The 15340-nt window shown below is 42.3% G+C and carries 10 protein-coding genes and 1 CRISPR repeat array (1 of these 11 running past the window's edge); all 10 genes read right to left on the reverse strand.

Translation table 11 applies throughout. The features are described from left to right. Positions 1 to 2571: a CRISPR direct-repeat array (repeat unit 32 nt; unit sequence GTTTCAATCCACGCACCCGTGATGGGTGCGAC) (it extends 858 nt beyond the left edge of the window). A gap of 281 nt (positions 2572 to 2852) precedes the next feature. Beyond that, positions 2853 to 3143, reverse strand: a complete 291-nt coding sequence (gene cas2 / locus AC2SLO_RS05035) for a CRISPR-associated endonuclease Cas2 (RefSeq protein WP_486542735.1) — start codon at positions 3141 to 3143, stop codon at positions 2853 to 2855. A gap of 60 nt (positions 3144 to 3203) precedes the next feature. Continuing rightward, positions 3204 to 4235 carry a type I-C CRISPR-associated endonuclease Cas1c gene (cas1c, locus tag AC2SLO_RS05040; RefSeq protein WP_486542733.1) on the reverse strand — a complete coding sequence of 344 codons (1032 nt, stop codon included), beginning with the start codon at positions 4233 to 4235 and terminating at the stop codon, positions 3204 to 3206. A gap of 269 nt (positions 4236 to 4504) precedes the next feature. After that, positions 4505 to 5137 (reverse strand): CRISPR-associated protein Cas4, encoded by a 633-nt coding sequence (gene cas4, locus AC2SLO_RS05045; RefSeq protein ID WP_486542731.1) that lies wholly within the window; start codon positions 5135 to 5137, stop codon positions 4505 to 4507. Positions 5138 to 5145: 8 nt separating this feature from the next. Then, on the reverse strand, positions 5146 to 6036 hold the full coding sequence (gene cas7c, locus AC2SLO_RS05050) for a type I-C CRISPR-associated protein Cas7/Csd2 (RefSeq protein WP_486542729.1): 891 nt from the start codon (positions 6034 to 6036) through the stop codon (positions 5146 to 5148). A 73-nt stretch (positions 6037 to 6109) separates the two neighbouring features. Further along, positions 6110 to 8317, reverse strand: a complete 2208-nt coding sequence (gene cas8c / locus AC2SLO_RS05055) for a type I-C CRISPR-associated protein Cas8c/Csd1 (RefSeq protein ID WP_486542727.1) — start codon at positions 8315 to 8317, stop codon at positions 6110 to 6112. After that, a complete protein-coding gene (gene cas5c, locus AC2SLO_RS05060) occupies positions 8314 to 9045 on the reverse strand; it encodes a type I-C CRISPR-associated protein Cas5c (protein WP_486542725.1) in 732 nt (243 codons plus the stop codon). The genes cas8c and cas5c overlap by 4 nt, the downstream gene beginning before the upstream one ends. Then, positions 9042 to 9326, reverse strand: a complete 285-nt coding sequence (locus AC2SLO_RS05065) for a hypothetical protein (RefSeq protein ID WP_486542723.1) — start codon at positions 9324 to 9326, stop codon at positions 9042 to 9044. The genes cas5c and AC2SLO_RS05065 overlap by 4 nt, the downstream gene beginning before the upstream one ends. A gap of 276 nt (positions 9327 to 9602) precedes the next feature. Next, complete coding sequence (gene cas3 / locus AC2SLO_RS05070) at positions 9603 to 12179, reverse strand: CRISPR-associated helicase Cas3' (RefSeq protein ID WP_486542721.1); 2577 nt, start codon at positions 12177 to 12179, stop codon at positions 9603 to 9605. 590 nt (positions 12180 to 12769) lie between these two features. Next, positions 12770 to 13951 carry a M48 family metallopeptidase gene (locus tag AC2SLO_RS05075; protein ID WP_486542719.1) on the reverse strand — a complete coding sequence of 394 codons (1182 nt, stop codon included), beginning with the start codon at positions 13949 to 13951 and terminating at the stop codon, positions 12770 to 12772. Between the two features lie 23 nt (positions 13952 to 13974). Continuing rightward, complete coding sequence (locus AC2SLO_RS05080) at positions 13975 to 15171, reverse strand: YjgN family protein (RefSeq protein WP_486542717.1); 1197 nt, start codon at positions 15169 to 15171, stop codon at positions 13975 to 13977. Positions 15172 to 15340 lie beyond the last annotated feature (169 nt).

Below are 15340 nucleotides of genomic sequence, written 5' to 3' on the forward strand. Positions count from 1 at the left end.
CGCACCCGTGATGGGTGCGACTAGGGGCGTTAGATTTAGGATAGATTTAACGGTCGTTTCAATCCACGCACCCGTGATGGGTGCGACTTCTGCGGAGCATTTGTCACAAGATGGTTTCAAGTTTCAATCCACGCACCCGTGATGGGTGCGACTAAATTGCAGTTCGCTTGAAACAAATACCGATTACGTTTCAATCCACGCACCCGTGATGGGTGCGACTTGTCGATATAACCAAGTCCAATCGCGTAAGCGTTTCAATCCACGCACCCGTGATGGGTGCGACTTAAGGCCGAAGGCAATATCACTGGCTGTGACATCGTTTCAATCCACGCACCCGTGATGGGTGCGACCTCCCCTGCTATGGCATCAGTAAGCTACTATGTAGTTTCAATCCACGCACCCGTGATGGGTGCGACGCGAGGCCTACAGCAGGATGACTTACTTAGCTGTTTCAATCCACGCACCCGTGATGGGTGCGACGATATTCAGCGGTGTGAAAGAAGCCAAAGAAATGTTTCAATCCACGCACCCGTGATGGGTGCGACCAGGGGTATGGGCGTGTCGCTAAATGGACGGTTGTTTCAATCCACGCACCCGTGATGGGTGCGACGTCATACCTAAGCTTTTTAGCTTCCTGTCTGTTTTGTTTCAATCCACGCACCCGTGATGGGTGCGACATTGTGGTCTTTCTTTGCTGTCTTTTTGCCGTCAGTTTCAATCCACGCACCCGTGATGGGTGCGACACGCATAGCTTTTTCTTTACTCTCAAACTGGTGTGTTTCAATCCACGCACCCGTGATGGGTGCGACAACTTACTCCAAAACGTCCAGCCATTCTTTTTGTTTCAATCCACGCACCCGTGATGGGTGCGACTTTCCCTTTGCCAACCTCCTCTAAATTCAGGAGGTTTCAATCCACGCACCCGTGATGGGTGCGACTTGCTATGACGCAGACCAAGTTATTTTAGATATCGTTTCAATCCACGCACCCGTGATGGGTGCGACTAGTGTTGTTTATCATGATTACCCTAAAAGGTTTGTTTCAATCCACGCACCCGTGATGGGTGCGACTAAGCGCCCATGCAGACTGCGAATTAAAGTTTGGTTTCAATCCACGCACCCGTGATGGGTGCGACAAAAATTGCAGTGGCTCTTTGCTTGTATAACTGTTTCAATCCACGCACCCGTGATGGGTGCGACATACGTTTATAACACCACCACCACGCTGCATACGTTTCAATCCACGCACCCGTGATGGGTGCGACATCCTCAGTTTCTAAAGTCTCACCATCTTTAAAGTTTCAATCCACGCACCCGTGATGGGTGCGACGTCCCTAAAAATAAAGCTAACAATCTCCAATCAGTTTCAATCCACGCACCCGTGATGGGTGCGACCACTATTAGGCTTTAGATTATTAAGTGCTTTTTGTTTCAATCCACGCACCCGTGATGGGTGCGACATTGCCATAGCAGTATGATTGTTGAGTTAAAAGTTTCAATCCACGCACCCGTGATGGGTGCGACCACTTGGGCATAATCAGGATTTTTAAAATCAAACGGTTTCAATCCACGCACCCGTGATGGGTGCGACATCAGCGGACACAGCCAAAAGGTACGGAGTGTGGGTTTCAATCCACGCACCCGTGATGGGTGCGACCTTGTTGAACAATACATGAAGTATGACGAGCAAGTTTCAATCCACGCACCCGTGATGGGTGCGACGCAAATAGTTAGCAAAAAGTTAGCAAAACGTTAGTGTTTCAATCCACGCACCCGTGATGGGTGCGACATTTTTTGATAATTCTTGTTTATGTAGTACAAAGTTTCAATCCACGCACCCGTGATGGGTGCGACATACGACATTGTTAAACCAATCAAGTTAACAGCAGTTTCAATCCACGCACCCGTGATGGGTGCGACCTAATCAAAGTTAGCAAAGTGATCAGTGACGGCGTTTCAATCCACGCACCCGTGATGGGTGCGACCTTAGTAAAGATCCAATTGGGATGCCAAGCGACGTTTCAATCCACGCACCCGTGATGGGTGCGACCACTTCGCTGACATCAATTAATTCATCAAGACCGTTTCAATCCACGCACCCGTGATGGGTGCGACCATGGCTTTGGGTAAAAGAGTAAAACTTGCAAGTTTCAATCCACGCACCCGTGATGGGTGCGACGTATTGAGCTCTGATGCTTGGTGCGACATGTAGTTTCAATCCACGCACCCGTGATGGGTGCGACAATAATTAACTCTATTAATATCTACAAACTCAAATATCGTTTCAATCCACGCACCCGTGATGGGTGCGACAATCCGACCTGCTGGACGCAGCTTATCCAGCTAGTTTCAATCCACGCACCCGTGATGGGTGCGACCATGGCTTTGGGTAAAAGAGTAAAACTTGCAAGTTTCAATCCACGCACCCGTGATGGGTGCGACTATTCAGGTTTATTTAAGTCATTTCTGTGCATTGTTTCAATCCACGCACCCGTGATGGGTGCGACTCAAAACCTTTATTCATCACTCTTACTCAAATCGTTTCAATCCACGCACCCGTGATGGGTGCGACAGCCTATGGTTTAAGTCGCTGATTGGGTTAGACTAAAACCCTGAAATCTGCGAGCGTGTAAAACATAGGCGAATTTGGCAAATGTGACATCTGCCAAATGAGTAACGTAAGACAATAAAGTGTTTAAAATCATGTTGTTAAATAGTATTGTGCATGAGTTGCGAGTGTTCTAGGGTTTTTATGAGTGCTTAGGGTTCGCAAAAGAACTAAGAGAACCCACTAAAAGCAAATAACAGGTTCACTTTAAGTAATAGCCCCAAATCATTTCTCATAATACCACTTTAAAATAGTAACACATCATTAAGGTCCAGCACAGGTTTTGCACCGATATGTTCAACCTTATGTTGCCAGTTTTTGCCCATATAGTAGTAGCGCAGGCTGTCAGTTTCTGGGTTAATAATACCCTCCAAGGTGGCTCTAAGCGTCGTCCACTGGGCAGGGTTCACTTCAATTTCAAACACAGAATATTGAACCCGTTGACCAAAGTTTAAGCAGTGTTTGGCAACTTGGCGCAGTCTTTTAGCTCCAGTGCCCTCCGTCATGCCAATATCATAAGTGACCAGTACCATCATGGTAAGCTCCAAAATATCGAGTTAATTATCAATCCATTATCAAATCTATTATTATCAAAATTATTGCCACAAAAAGGGCACATAAGCGTCAATATCACCACGAATATGGCGGGCCATTATGGTGGCTTGCAAGTGCGGTAGTAGTCCAAAGGGCACAGTTTCTTCAAACCAATCATGTTTTAGCGTTTGTTGCTTGCGGTCGTGCCATGCTTTAAAAAAGGTTTGGCGGGCGTCGTCTTTAAGCCATACCGCACCGTTCGGTTCTTGCTTAAAGTCTTTTTTGGACAGTTGTTTTTTGTTGATAAGCGATAGCACAAATCTATCGACCATAGGGCGGAACTCTTCTACCAAATCAAGGGCCAGTGACGGACGCCCAGGGCGCAGTTGATGAAAGAAACCACAAGCAGGATCGAGTCCAACGGTCTCTAAAGCGCTACGGCATTCATGAGTCATTAGAGTATAGGTAAATGACAGTAGAGCATTGACGGCATCGGTTGGCGGGTTACGGGTGCGTTTGTTAAACTCAAACTCTGGGTTACGAATAAGATGCGGGAATACACTAAAATAATAGCTTGCCATCTCGCCCTCACGGCCCAATAAGTCGGGCAAGTTTTGAGTGGCTAGGATACTACCTAGTCCGTTTTGTAGGCGTTTTTGAGTACGCTCAAGCTTGGTGATGGTGGCATCATCCAGTTCAGATTTATAATCACGTAGATAGCGACGTACGACTTGGCGCTGGTTATGGACTTTGCCCAATATGATGCTGTGGCAGATGGGTTGTACTCGTTCCACATCGTCACAGATGCGGTATTGTTCACGGCGTAATAGCACGTTACCACTGACGGCACCCTCGATTCGGGCCTGAAATTTGCCATATTGATTAAGATGAGTAATAGTGATGCCATTGTCGGTGCAGTGCGCCATAAGGGCAGGGGAGAGCGACACTTGTCCAAAGCAAACGATGGCATCAAGCTTGTGAATCGGTACACGTCCTTTGACCTCGTGATCGATGTTCATGACCACATTTTCGCCTTGCTTGTTGAGCCAAGCGCCTTGGGTTTGCACAAACAGGGTGTTTTTTAGAGGGTGCATAAGTGTGTCTCGTTGTAGGATTCATATATGTCATTTACATAATACAAGAAATTTGTAGCCACTCCCGCTTTTTGCTACTATCTGCCGTCTTAAGTCGGGCGATGGCTAAGGTTTGGCATGTCGCCTGCTTCGCGCGCCACGCCAAAACCTAGCCCTCGCAACCGACTTTAGCCACCAGTATATCCGCGTCAATCGGGGCTAAACCGCTCTCACCATTATCGCTCACGTATCAATACAAAAACCCTGTTAAACAATAAGCTTTTCAAGTCTTAGTCACTATCTGCCAAACTTGACGTTATTTTTTTGTTTAACCAAGTCTTAGCGTTTTTGTTAAATATTTTCGGGTGGCAAATCTCTTTTAAAGAGCAGTTACGGCATTTGCTAGTGCTATAGATGGGTTTGGGTGTGTGTCCGCTGTCGATGATATGACGACAATCCATAATGGCGTCTAGGGTGATTTGGCGAAGTTCATCATCAAACTCAACTTTATGGCGACGACGCGTCTTACCATAAAATAATGCTCCTTCATGAACCATGCACTGGTGCATATCCTCTAAGCATAAGGCTTGAGCGCACAGTTGCACTTCATCGGCTCGATGGGCCTTTGGTTTGCCTCGTTTATATTCGATGGGGTAGGGAGTTTGAGTGCCGTCCTCGTTTGTATGATATTCCACCACATCGGCAACCCCTTCTAACCCCAAAGTTTTATGACCTAATCGTAAGGTACGCACGGTTTTGATAGTGCCTCGGGTTTCATTTTCGCCACTATTGACTCGCTCGTGCATGACTTGCCCTTCAGCGGTATAGACGTTTTCCTCCCACGCACACTCCAACTCTATCAGCGCAAATTGGCGAGGACAGAATAGGTAGTGTTGTAGGCGTGAGAGGTAAAGGGTTTGCATGTTTTTACTTAAAATCCTTCAATAATTTCAGGCTCTAAACCATCCAAAGCAGTTTTCAAAGCCTCTTCATCAAAATTACCTTTATCATCAAGCAATTCTTTTAAACTGCGATGTACTTTGGCAGAGGAGTATTGACCAGATTTACTGCTATGTTCCCACCAAACCACTTTTTTAACTTGCATACTACCTTCAGGACGAGCAGACGACGCATCGCCTTCGAATAGCTTAGGTAGTATCTGTTTAAGCTTTTCGGCATCGGCATTACTAAAGCCTGTACGCTCTGCTAATTGGGGGGTGATTGCACCATAAGTCACATAAACCCCCTCATCGACACGATGTTTCATCCCCATAGTATCACTACCTTTTTTAGTACCATCACCTTCACCGCTAACACTTTTTGTAATTTGGGTACTTGTGATGTCTACAGGCTCCAAGCTAAAGGCAGATTGAATAGTGACAGGCCCTCGGATAGGAATAGATACACCATCAGCCCCTTTGCTATCCGCTTTAAAGGCAAATACTTGACCAAAAGCACGTACATCAAACCATTTATCACATGCTTTTTGAGCAGTTTCATCACGCTTGGCTTCGATGTTTTCTTTTTTATTGGCTTCAAAAGCATTTTTACCTAAACCGACTTCCTCGTCATAGGCTCGATTTTTAAGGCTGGTCATACCGTCTGTTTTTTTCTCATCAGATTGTACAAAGATTGCTTCGCCATCTTCTTGCAAACGATCACGGATTTTACGCTTTAAGCATACATCAGTGATTTCACCATTGCCTGCAAAGTCAGTACGTGGGCGGTTACCGTTTAACGGGTCACCATTTGGATTAGCATTCTGTACGCCCATGATAATAGCGAAATCAATTTTATGGTCGATGGGAGTTGAAGTTGTCATATGAATTCCTTTTAAATAATAGTGTTTTTAGTTAATTTGTATAGGGGTTTACTATAAATTAAAGTTAAGCCGTTTAAGTATCATTGTCTAATTCTTCTTTGTCGGCACGGGTTTTCTTTGCTTGCTGTTTATCTAATTTTAACTGCATTTTTTGACTGTGATAACCGAGCAGGAATTCACCTGTTAATGCTGAATCATCGTTAAAGTCTGCAATATCAAAACCATTCATGATTTGGTCTAGCAAATCTTGCATATTGGCAAGATAACCTCCTCGGTTGGATTTAAGTCGGTTTTCATAGGGTTTTAAGGCCAGCTCGATATTACGCCATGTAGTAAACGGACGATTGGCAAACTGTTGCATATAACGCTGTGCAGTGGTGTTGCGCTTCTCTCCAGCAATATATAGAGCTAAGCTTTCGATATCTTCTGCTACGGCTAACAGTCGACCGTATAAATAATCTCGGCTGGTATAATCAGTTTGTAATGCCACGGTGTAATTCCTTTTATTATTGTCTGTATGATCGTTTAAAACGTTATTTTGGTTTGATAAAGATGTATTCGTAGATAACCCTCGCAAATGATAACCACGGAATAAAGCACATGCCACGCTCAATGCTTGCTCCCATTCCCAGTTCTCTAAAGCCAATGGGTTGCATGCACGCTTAATACACAAGTCCACTAATTGCCACGGTATTTGTCGAGTTTCTCCCTCCACAATACAGGGCAATACTTGCGAGACGACTTGTTTTTTTAAAGCATCCGAAAGACGTGCCCCATAAGCGACTTGAGCAATTTGTCGAGGGATAGGTGCTTTGATGGTTAGCTTACGCACTTCGGTTTCAGGGTCTTTATAGGTGGCGTACCATGCAAACTGGGTATACCATGCTTCCAGCGAATCTATATAATCATTTGGCAGGCTTTCATGATAATAAGTGACAGCCATACGCCCAGGGGTTGCAGAATCTAAGGTAATAACCGATATTTGGTCGTGTTTATCAAGGCGTTGCCGATAACCATTAAGAGTGTTATTAAGATGCTTGGCAAAGGTATGCCCTAAATTATTACTATGCTCAATAGGGGGCGGAGTATCATTAACGATAGGTTGGCTCTCACTAACACCACTTATATTGCCAAAAATATCTTCCTCATCATCTTCAAAATCATCGTCATCTAACTCTTCAAAACCTTTATTATTATCTTTAGGTGGTTGCAGACTTTGCGTGACTTCCGCAACATCAAAAGGATTATCATCGGTGGCATCCTCTATAGGTTGTACAGTTGTTTTGCCCGATATTGCCCAAGCAACCACGGCTTGCCCTGCCTCTTCTCTGCCTTGCCGAGCCAGTAACCATGACAGAGCAGAATGGGCTTTTTCGGTTACTACTGCGCTAATATTTGCGCCTTGCAAACCAGAGGCTTTAATAGATTTGTCATTATCAGTAAAACGTCCTAAAAAGGTAAAGCTTGACAAGTCGTTGGCTGAAATAAGCTTGGCATTGGTGGCACTACGCAGAATACGATTAGGATGCTTGCTGGCAAGCGGACTGTCTTTACCCGTGATATAACAAAAACCATCGACACTATCTAGCGTGGCATAAAACTGTTGCCATGCTTCAAAAAGGCTCTCATCTCGCCATGTCTCAACTTTGCCCCAATTATCTTGCTGGCCATCCATATCGGTGAGTGTTACTCGCCAAGCGATAAATGCTGAGCCTTGATCAAACACGCCTTTGTTTTTATTAAGTGATGATAAGATACTGTCTGGATAGTCACCTGCTTGTTCGGGGTATGCCAGTTTACTAGCGTCATCAGGGTCAGCAATTAATATACCTGAATTGAGCAAGTCTTTGACCAGTGTGCCTTTTTGTGTATAGGTTAAAACTGCCTTAGCTTTTGGATGGGTATATTGTGATTCGCACCAAGTAAATAAAACGTCTTCATAAAGTGGGTATAAATCCTTTTTATTATCACTATATTCGAAAAAGTCTTTACCCACATACTGCAATTTATCAGCTAAAGGATGGGCGACTGCACCTGAGGTACGATTAGCTGATTCATTAGTTGCAGGTATGACTAACTGATGTGATTTAACTTTACCATTATCGTCTCGACATAGCTCTGCGCTGACAAAATCGCCTTTGTCATTAATAGTCACAATAATTTGCACATTTTGATTAACATGATAGAAAGGCATTAATGCGTGGGTATCTTGAGCTTGCTCACTCTCATCGCGTCGACTGGCTTGCTCATAAGTTTCGTAAAGACGTTGCAACCAACTCATAGTGATGCCTCCGTTTGACTAACAGACTCAACGTTGTTCTCTAACTCAAATGTCTTAGCAGTCATATCACGGACAAAACGGTTGGGCATTCCGTTACGACTATCAGACTCTAGGTCATCGGTCGGTTTTGGAAATTCAACAACACCAAAACGCATTACCGCCTGCCAAAAGCGACTGTGTAATTCGTCTAATCCTGTCTCATCAGGGTAGGCAAAGCTATGAAACATCAAGCCATAACCAAGCTCATCAATGTCATCGTAAGCACCAAGCCCACTACCAAACTCACAAGGCTCAACATAGCCTTGGCACTCTCTTGTACCTAAAAAGATGTCTTGGCGACCGCCTTTATCGACCATACGTTTGGCAATACTGTAATGTTTGCCATCAATACGGTCAGCTTCTAGCTCTGGACGATGCATGTTCCACTCAAAATGTGCTTGCACTTGATAAGCCACATCTTGCAAATAAGTATAATAAGCCAAATCATTGCCATCTTTATGATAGCGTATTGGCTTCATCCCTTTGGTTTGGGTACGAATAGGGTTAATAACACGCACCTTATCGACGACCCAAATAATGCTAGGCTTCCAATAAATGCTTTTACAGACGCCTTTCAATGCTTCATAGGTTGGTAAATGATAACTGGTTTTCTCACCGCCGATACGGGTAATGGGGTCGGTGAATAGGGCGTTACGTCCTGTGAGAAGAAATTCTATTGAGTTTTTCATTTATCATTCCTATTATCATGATCGTGCTTTGCACCTTCAAACGCTACATCTAAGAATCGCATGAATACCTGTATGGCACTAAGGATACAAGCAAAGGTTATAGCTACTTTGGTTGGCGTCATTGAGGTCTTAGCAGGAATAATGGATAAGTAGCATGCGATTAATGCAATAGCTAGAAAAATCAGAAAGTAAGTTGTCGCTTGAGTAAGATAGATCATGGTTTTGTCTTTATTATTTTTTGAAAGATTAGTAACAAACATGTTTATAATTTTTTTTAACATTTTAGCGATTCCTTATCATTAAATTTATTTACCCGATAAACCGTATTTATCTAGTTTATTTCATGAGTATATATTAATTTGATGAATAAATCTTCTATAAAGTAGATAGCATTAAAAAATAATTGTTATTGTATTGAGTCAGAAATTTATCATTTTGCTATAATACTGTTTCATCGTTCTTTAATGATGCGGATTGAAGCTATAAGGTAGATAGGTTAATTTGAACTTATATTGGCAATGCCCGTCTCACCACGGTCATTGCCATTTTTGTATCGGTTAAAAACCACCTATGAAATCTAACTTACTATTTCCCTCTAAATTCAACCCCATCTCTTCATCGTAAAATGTTTCAGATAACGTAAGGATACCCGTATCACGTACTTGATTAATAGCACCTTCATCTATTAGCTTATCGAGCATAAATGGAAACACGTTGACACTGTATTGCTGTGCTTCTCGTACCAATTTATAAAATTCTTTATCACTAACCTGTGTCCCGTATAACGCAGTAATCATATTTCGACCTCCTTTACCATAAGGCACAATAACTGCTTTGGTTGGTGCATCAATTGCTTTGAAGGCTGTACCTGCTTCCATAAACGATTGCCACAGCTTGGGGAATTGCCCCTCTTTAAGACGCCGTTCATTGTCGTTATTTACTGCAATATTACCTTTGTTACTACTTAGCCAATTAAATATGGTATGAATATCACCTACAGGATAAGCCATTTGTTTTTCAGCATGGTCTGTCTGATAAAAGCCTTTGAAAAATATGTTCATAATATCTGGATCAAGTAAGTGCTTACCTGAATTCTCAGAATCACTTAACATAGGTAAAATAGTGTTCTCCATTTGCGCTTTACCTAACGCAATCGTTGGTAGTTTGCTTAAACTCTCTTTATCAGGTTTGACGATAAATACCTGACCTTTAGTCAATGTGCCTGTCGCATCTAGCATTTCACCGTGTCGATTACAGCGTCCTGAGGCTTGCGCAATGCTATCTAACCCCGCTAAAAAGCGTATCACTGATTTAAATGACACGTCCACGCCAGCTTCAATGAGTTGGGTTGAGATAACCAAAGTAGGCAATCCCTCTTTTAAGCGTTTGCGAATGGTGTTTAATAAGTCTTTACGGTGGCGAGCGCACTGTCCTGTGCTTAGATGAAATAACTCATTCGAACCAATCGTTTTAGACAATTCTTTGTACAAATCACTTGCCCATGCTTTAGTATTGACAATAACGAGCGTACTGGCGAAGTTGGTAAAATTTTTATTAACGTATTCTGTCAAGCTTTCTAAATCTTGTGGGTTTTTAGTATGGTCATGAATGTCTACACGTTCTAAGGTGTCAAATAATACGGCTAAATCTTCACGGTCACCAATAATTTCAGTGGCGGGGTTAAGACTGCCATTTTGCGCAATAGGCAGTTTATCTAGCACAGGCTGGGTTGCGGTGCATAGCACTGCGGTAGATTTGACATAACTGGTCAAAAAGTTAATCGCATTGCAATAGAGGTAGTAGCAATTAATGGGTAGAGTTTGTATCTCATCGAAGATAAGCACGGCTCGGCTTAACTGATGTAAACGTCTTACCCCTTTAGTACCGCCCCCAAAACAACTCTCTAAAAACTGCACCATAGTAGTAAACACAATAGGCGCATTCCAATTGTCCATAATGAGTTTGCTTTGCCACGTTTGAACGTCTGGTTCTAAGTTTGAGTGTTGTTCAAGTACCCAATCGCCAACATAACTACCATCAGAGTGCTGATGCTCTAAAATCTTGCGAACTTCATGGGCATTTTGCTCGATGATACTGGTGAAGGGAATGACATAAACAATGCGATCAAGGTTGTGTTTCTTGGCATGTTGCACAGCGAAGCGCAGGCTGGCAAGGGTTTTACCGCCACCTGTTGGTACAGTTAAGGTATAGATACCTTGAGCTTGCTGTCCTGCCTCATAACAAGTTTGGGCGATGCGATCCCGTTGCTCATTGATAGGATTTGGCGGGCTGTGCTTCGCTTTTTCTGCAAAACCTTGGTAGAGGGCTTCCACTTTATCTATAGCGGTTTGCCAGTTTGGACGCTCATAATCTAAGAGATGGGCTTGGCTAGGATGCTCAAAGGCGATACTGTTGCTACGGTCTGCATCAATAAGGCAACTGAACAATAAGCGGGTATAAAAACCAATATAAAAGTCTTGTTGTTTGGGTTTAATATTATTATCAGCGAGGATAGGAATAAAGGCGTTATGAAACTCTCTAACTGTAGCGTTAAATATCTTACTGTCTAAATGAGCAAATAGTTCGTTAGTAGTTGAATGGTGTAATGCTTCTTGAAAATGGACTTTAGCTTCAGGTTTAATTTTACGATTATATAAATAAGGCTGACCTTCTTTATCCACCACATTGACCAAACCGCTATGATGCGATGCCACACAGATAAATAAGATATCGGCTAACAAAGCACCTTGAGCGAAATTGTTCTTTTTGGGTCTGTCTTTAAACTGCTGATATAGATATATAGCTCCAGCCGTAGAATGGTCAACTGAGCCTCGTTTAGGTTTTCCTTTCATTAAAATATCAGCTTCTTCGTCTTCATCAAGACCTAAATCTTTATAATTATCATACTTTACACACTCCCTTAGATAATCCTGAAACGCCTGACTATATTTCCCCAAATCATGCACCAAACCAATCAGCTCACCTGATAGAGGCAACCCAATTTTAGTAGCTAAGCGTTTGGATATTTCAGCCGTGCCCGTTAAATGGTCATACAGTGGTTGTTCTGCACCATCGCTGGCACGAACATGCGCAATAAACTGTAATGCATTTTGTACCTTACTTATAGAGTCCATCAATCCTATCTTCCTAACAATTATCTATCTTTTTAAGATACGCTGATATAATTAGGTTATCAATAAGTGTCTGACTATATTACGACAATAAGTGTCGCAAGTAATTTTTTAAGAACAGTATTTAAACTTATGGTGATAAAACCAATATGCTTAATCAGTAATAATTGATGATTGAATTAAAGTGGGTTGGCTGAAATGTTAATGGGCTGTACAAGTATGAAGTGATCAATTATTTAAATGAGGAGTGGAGTGGAGTAAACGATGTTGAACTGGCAACCCTTGGATGTCGCCACTCGAGCATAGCTATCGCCTTGCAAAGCTAAATCGATACTTAACCGATTTTTAACGCTTCTCAGGTTTAACAAAACTTGCATTCATAGTGCGATTGGCTATGTGTCATCTTTTGATTTTGAAAAGCAGTATTATGATAACCTTAATCTGTTAAGTATTGCTGCTTAACTCAAGTAAAATACTCCCCGATATAGTCGGGAAGGTTCAGTAGACAATACAGTTTAACTTTGAAGGATGTAAACGGGAGTGACCGTTATTCATTCTTAACCCTCAAACTGACAATAATAAAATCTCTACTCTCACTCGCAGATTTGCAATCCCTGCTCAAAGCATTGACTGTATTTTTCAGCCATCTTAATGCGTAATTGAGTATTGGGATGGGTTGATAAAAAGTCAGATATTTTATCCTCCTCAACGTCTTGGGTCTGCTGCTCCTGTGTCGATTCATGCTCATTATCAGCAGTAATCTCTGCCGTCGCATAATCCTCCATACGACTTAAGATATCGACAAAGGACTGAGGGTTAATACCAATCTTGAGCATTTTATTAAAGGCAAATTTATCAGCTTCGGTTTCATATTGCCGAGAATAGTGGTTCGAAACTAACGCTGTGCCAAGCCCTGTGGCTAACTCACTGATACCATCAGGGTTACCCAATACGAGTATCACAATCATAGTGGTTAATGAGTTCTGCGTCAGCATCTCTAAGCTGTGACGCTCTACAACATGACCCATCTCATGCAATAAGACAGCATCTATCTCATCATCATTTTCGCTTAGCTTAACGAATTCATCTGTCAGAACAATATCGCCAGAGGGTAGGGCAAAAGCTTTCGGTAAGCTAACACCATTGACATTCATCTCTCTAAAATGCAGCTGATAATGAATGCGATCATCACCACCAACAGGCTTAAGTCGGGTATTAAATCGATCGATGATTTGCTGCTGCTTAGCCTCACTGATGGTCGTGGGCTCTAAGAAGTAGCTATCTATAAAATCTAGTGACTGCTTGCCAATAAAGTCACCGGTTTGCTGCGGTAGGGCATGAGCAACCGCTTGGCTTGTCCATGGAATACCCCATTTAATAAAGCCAAAAACGAAAGCAATCGTTAGCACCAGCATCACCAAGACACTACTCATTTTTGTCTCATGTCGGTGCAGCAGTAAGCTTAGTTTTGATTCTGAGCCACTGCTTTTATTGCTCTGAATTAGGGTGTCAATGTCGCCATTTTCATGGGTGGTAAACAAGGAGCCGTCAGCGAGTATTAGCTTACGCTCAGTATTACCTAACCGATCATTAATCTTAATCTGTGACCATTCACCAGTTAATATGTGACCTTGTGAATCACTATCACTTGAAAGCTCAGGGTTTAAATCAGAGGACGTAATATTCACCTTATAGCTATCTTTATCGACTATAAGCTCGGCTGCATATTGCGTTGCACTGTCCTTTGGATACCACTTACCAGATATTATGTTCATAATAAAATCACTTAAATGTCAGCCTATATAGCAATGTCTATATCAATATCCAATACATCACCAACCTCTTCACCAATAGCAGACTGTTCTTGCTCTTTTTGGGTCAGATAATGATTCATATCGATATCTGATGCTTCAATCCAAGTATTTTCGGCAATATACCGTGCCACACGTACTTTTGCCCAAGGTAGCGCCAGACCCAAGGAGAAGATAGTTAGCAGCATATTAGTTAATAGTACAAAGAAGTAGCCTTTAGTGGTGACTGTTGATTTAAAGGTAATAGCCTTATCTAAGGTAGTGTTGGCATACAAGTACTGACGTTGGCGGCTGTAGCTATAAGCGGCAGAAAACAAGGATGCGGCGATAAAGCTAATGTAGGCAATCACGACAGCGACGGAGAACAATGAGCTTTCAACAGTATAAGACAGTGATGCCATTATATTTTCAAAGCTAAATTCACCTGGTGTTATTGCAAAGAGTATCAATCCCAAAAACACAACAACGGAAAGGGTAGAGGCGATGCCAATCAGCGCTGCTTTAAAGGTAATTTCAACAAACTTTCGGGTGCGAATATCAGTAAGGAAGCGACCTTGACCAAACTTTGTCTGACTAATCTGGTATTCAGAAGCCCTTTTGGTAAATAGACCAACAAAATAAACACCAACAGCAATAGCAGCAAGCAAGCCGAGCACAGAGATAATAATGATTGGGGTGGTTGACTCCGCACCTGCTGTATTACCTATCAGCGTCTGTGCAATAGCGATAGCAGCGGCAATAATAAGCCCAAACGCGATATAGCCCAAAACAGGTATCAACATATAGATAAGATAGGAGGACTTTAAGTTGCCAACAAAGCTAAAGCGGACATTACTAAAGCTGGTCATACGCATATTAAACTTTAAGCTGCGCCACACAATCCAAGGGATGATAGTAAATAACACGATGGGTAAAATGACACCGGCAAGTGGGAATATAGAGCCGATGATTTGTAATACAAAGAGTATCGCAACCCCGATTAAATAGCCTAAGAAAAGCTGTTTGCCAGTGGCGTGATAATCAAAGTAGCGGTCTGTGTATTCGGTGTTTGCATAAAAATAGCGGCGTGTTCGTACTTTTGCCCAAGGGTAATAAATACCTAATGTGAGAATGCATAGTAAGACATTCACAATCCAGATTTTAAAATATTCTTCGCCGCTGCCATTAAATCGTATTTGCTTCATCCCTGCCTAAAACCTTATAAAATTAATGTTAATATTATTATCAAATGATATTTTTTACCCCTATCTTTACTACTATAAAGTAGGGTAGAAAACAACAAGACTATTATAGGTTATAAGTTAAGTAAGATGTAACTATATATTTAATTTTATTAATTTTAAAGCAGTGGGT

Source organism: Psychrobacter sp. CX14, from assembly GCF_057396205.2.

What these genes read in the sequence shown, in the direction of transcription:
- cas3 (WP_486542721.1), bottom strand. Translation starts at nt 12,179, where the DNA reads ATGGACTCTATAAGTAAGGTACAAAATGCATTACAGTTTATTGCGCAT.
- cas5c (WP_486542725.1), bottom strand. Translation starts at nt 9,045, where the DNA reads ATGAAAAACTCAATAGAATTTCTTCTCACAGGACGTAACGCCCTATTC.
- AC2SLO_RS05065 (WP_486542723.1), bottom strand. Translation starts at nt 9,326, where the DNA reads ATGTTAAAAAAAATTATAAACATGTTTGTTACTAATCTTTCAAAAAAT.
- cas8c (WP_486542727.1), bottom strand. Translation starts at nt 8,317, where the DNA reads ATGAGTTGGTTGCAACGTCTTTACGAAACTTATGAGCAAGCCAGTCGA.
- cas4 (WP_486542731.1), bottom strand. Translation starts at nt 5,137, where the DNA reads ATGCAAACCCTTTACCTCTCACGCCTACAACACTACCTATTCTGTCCT.
- cas7c (WP_486542729.1), bottom strand. Translation starts at nt 6,036, where the DNA reads ATGACAACTTCAACTCCCATCGACCATAAAATTGATTTCGCTATTATC.
- AC2SLO_RS05075 (WP_486542719.1), bottom strand. Translation starts at nt 13,951, where the DNA reads ATGAACATAATATCTGGTAAGTGGTATCCAAAGGACAGTGCAACGCAA.
- cas2 (WP_486542735.1), bottom strand. Translation starts at nt 3,143, where the DNA reads ATGATGGTACTGGTCACTTATGATATTGGCATGACGGAGGGCACTGGA.
- AC2SLO_RS05080 (WP_486542717.1), bottom strand. Translation starts at nt 15,171, where the DNA reads ATGAAGCAAATACGATTTAATGGCAGCGGCGAAGAATATTTTAAAATC.
- cas1c (WP_486542733.1), bottom strand. Translation starts at nt 4,235, where the DNA reads ATGCACCCTCTAAAAAACACCCTGTTTGTGCAAACCCAAGGCGCTTGG.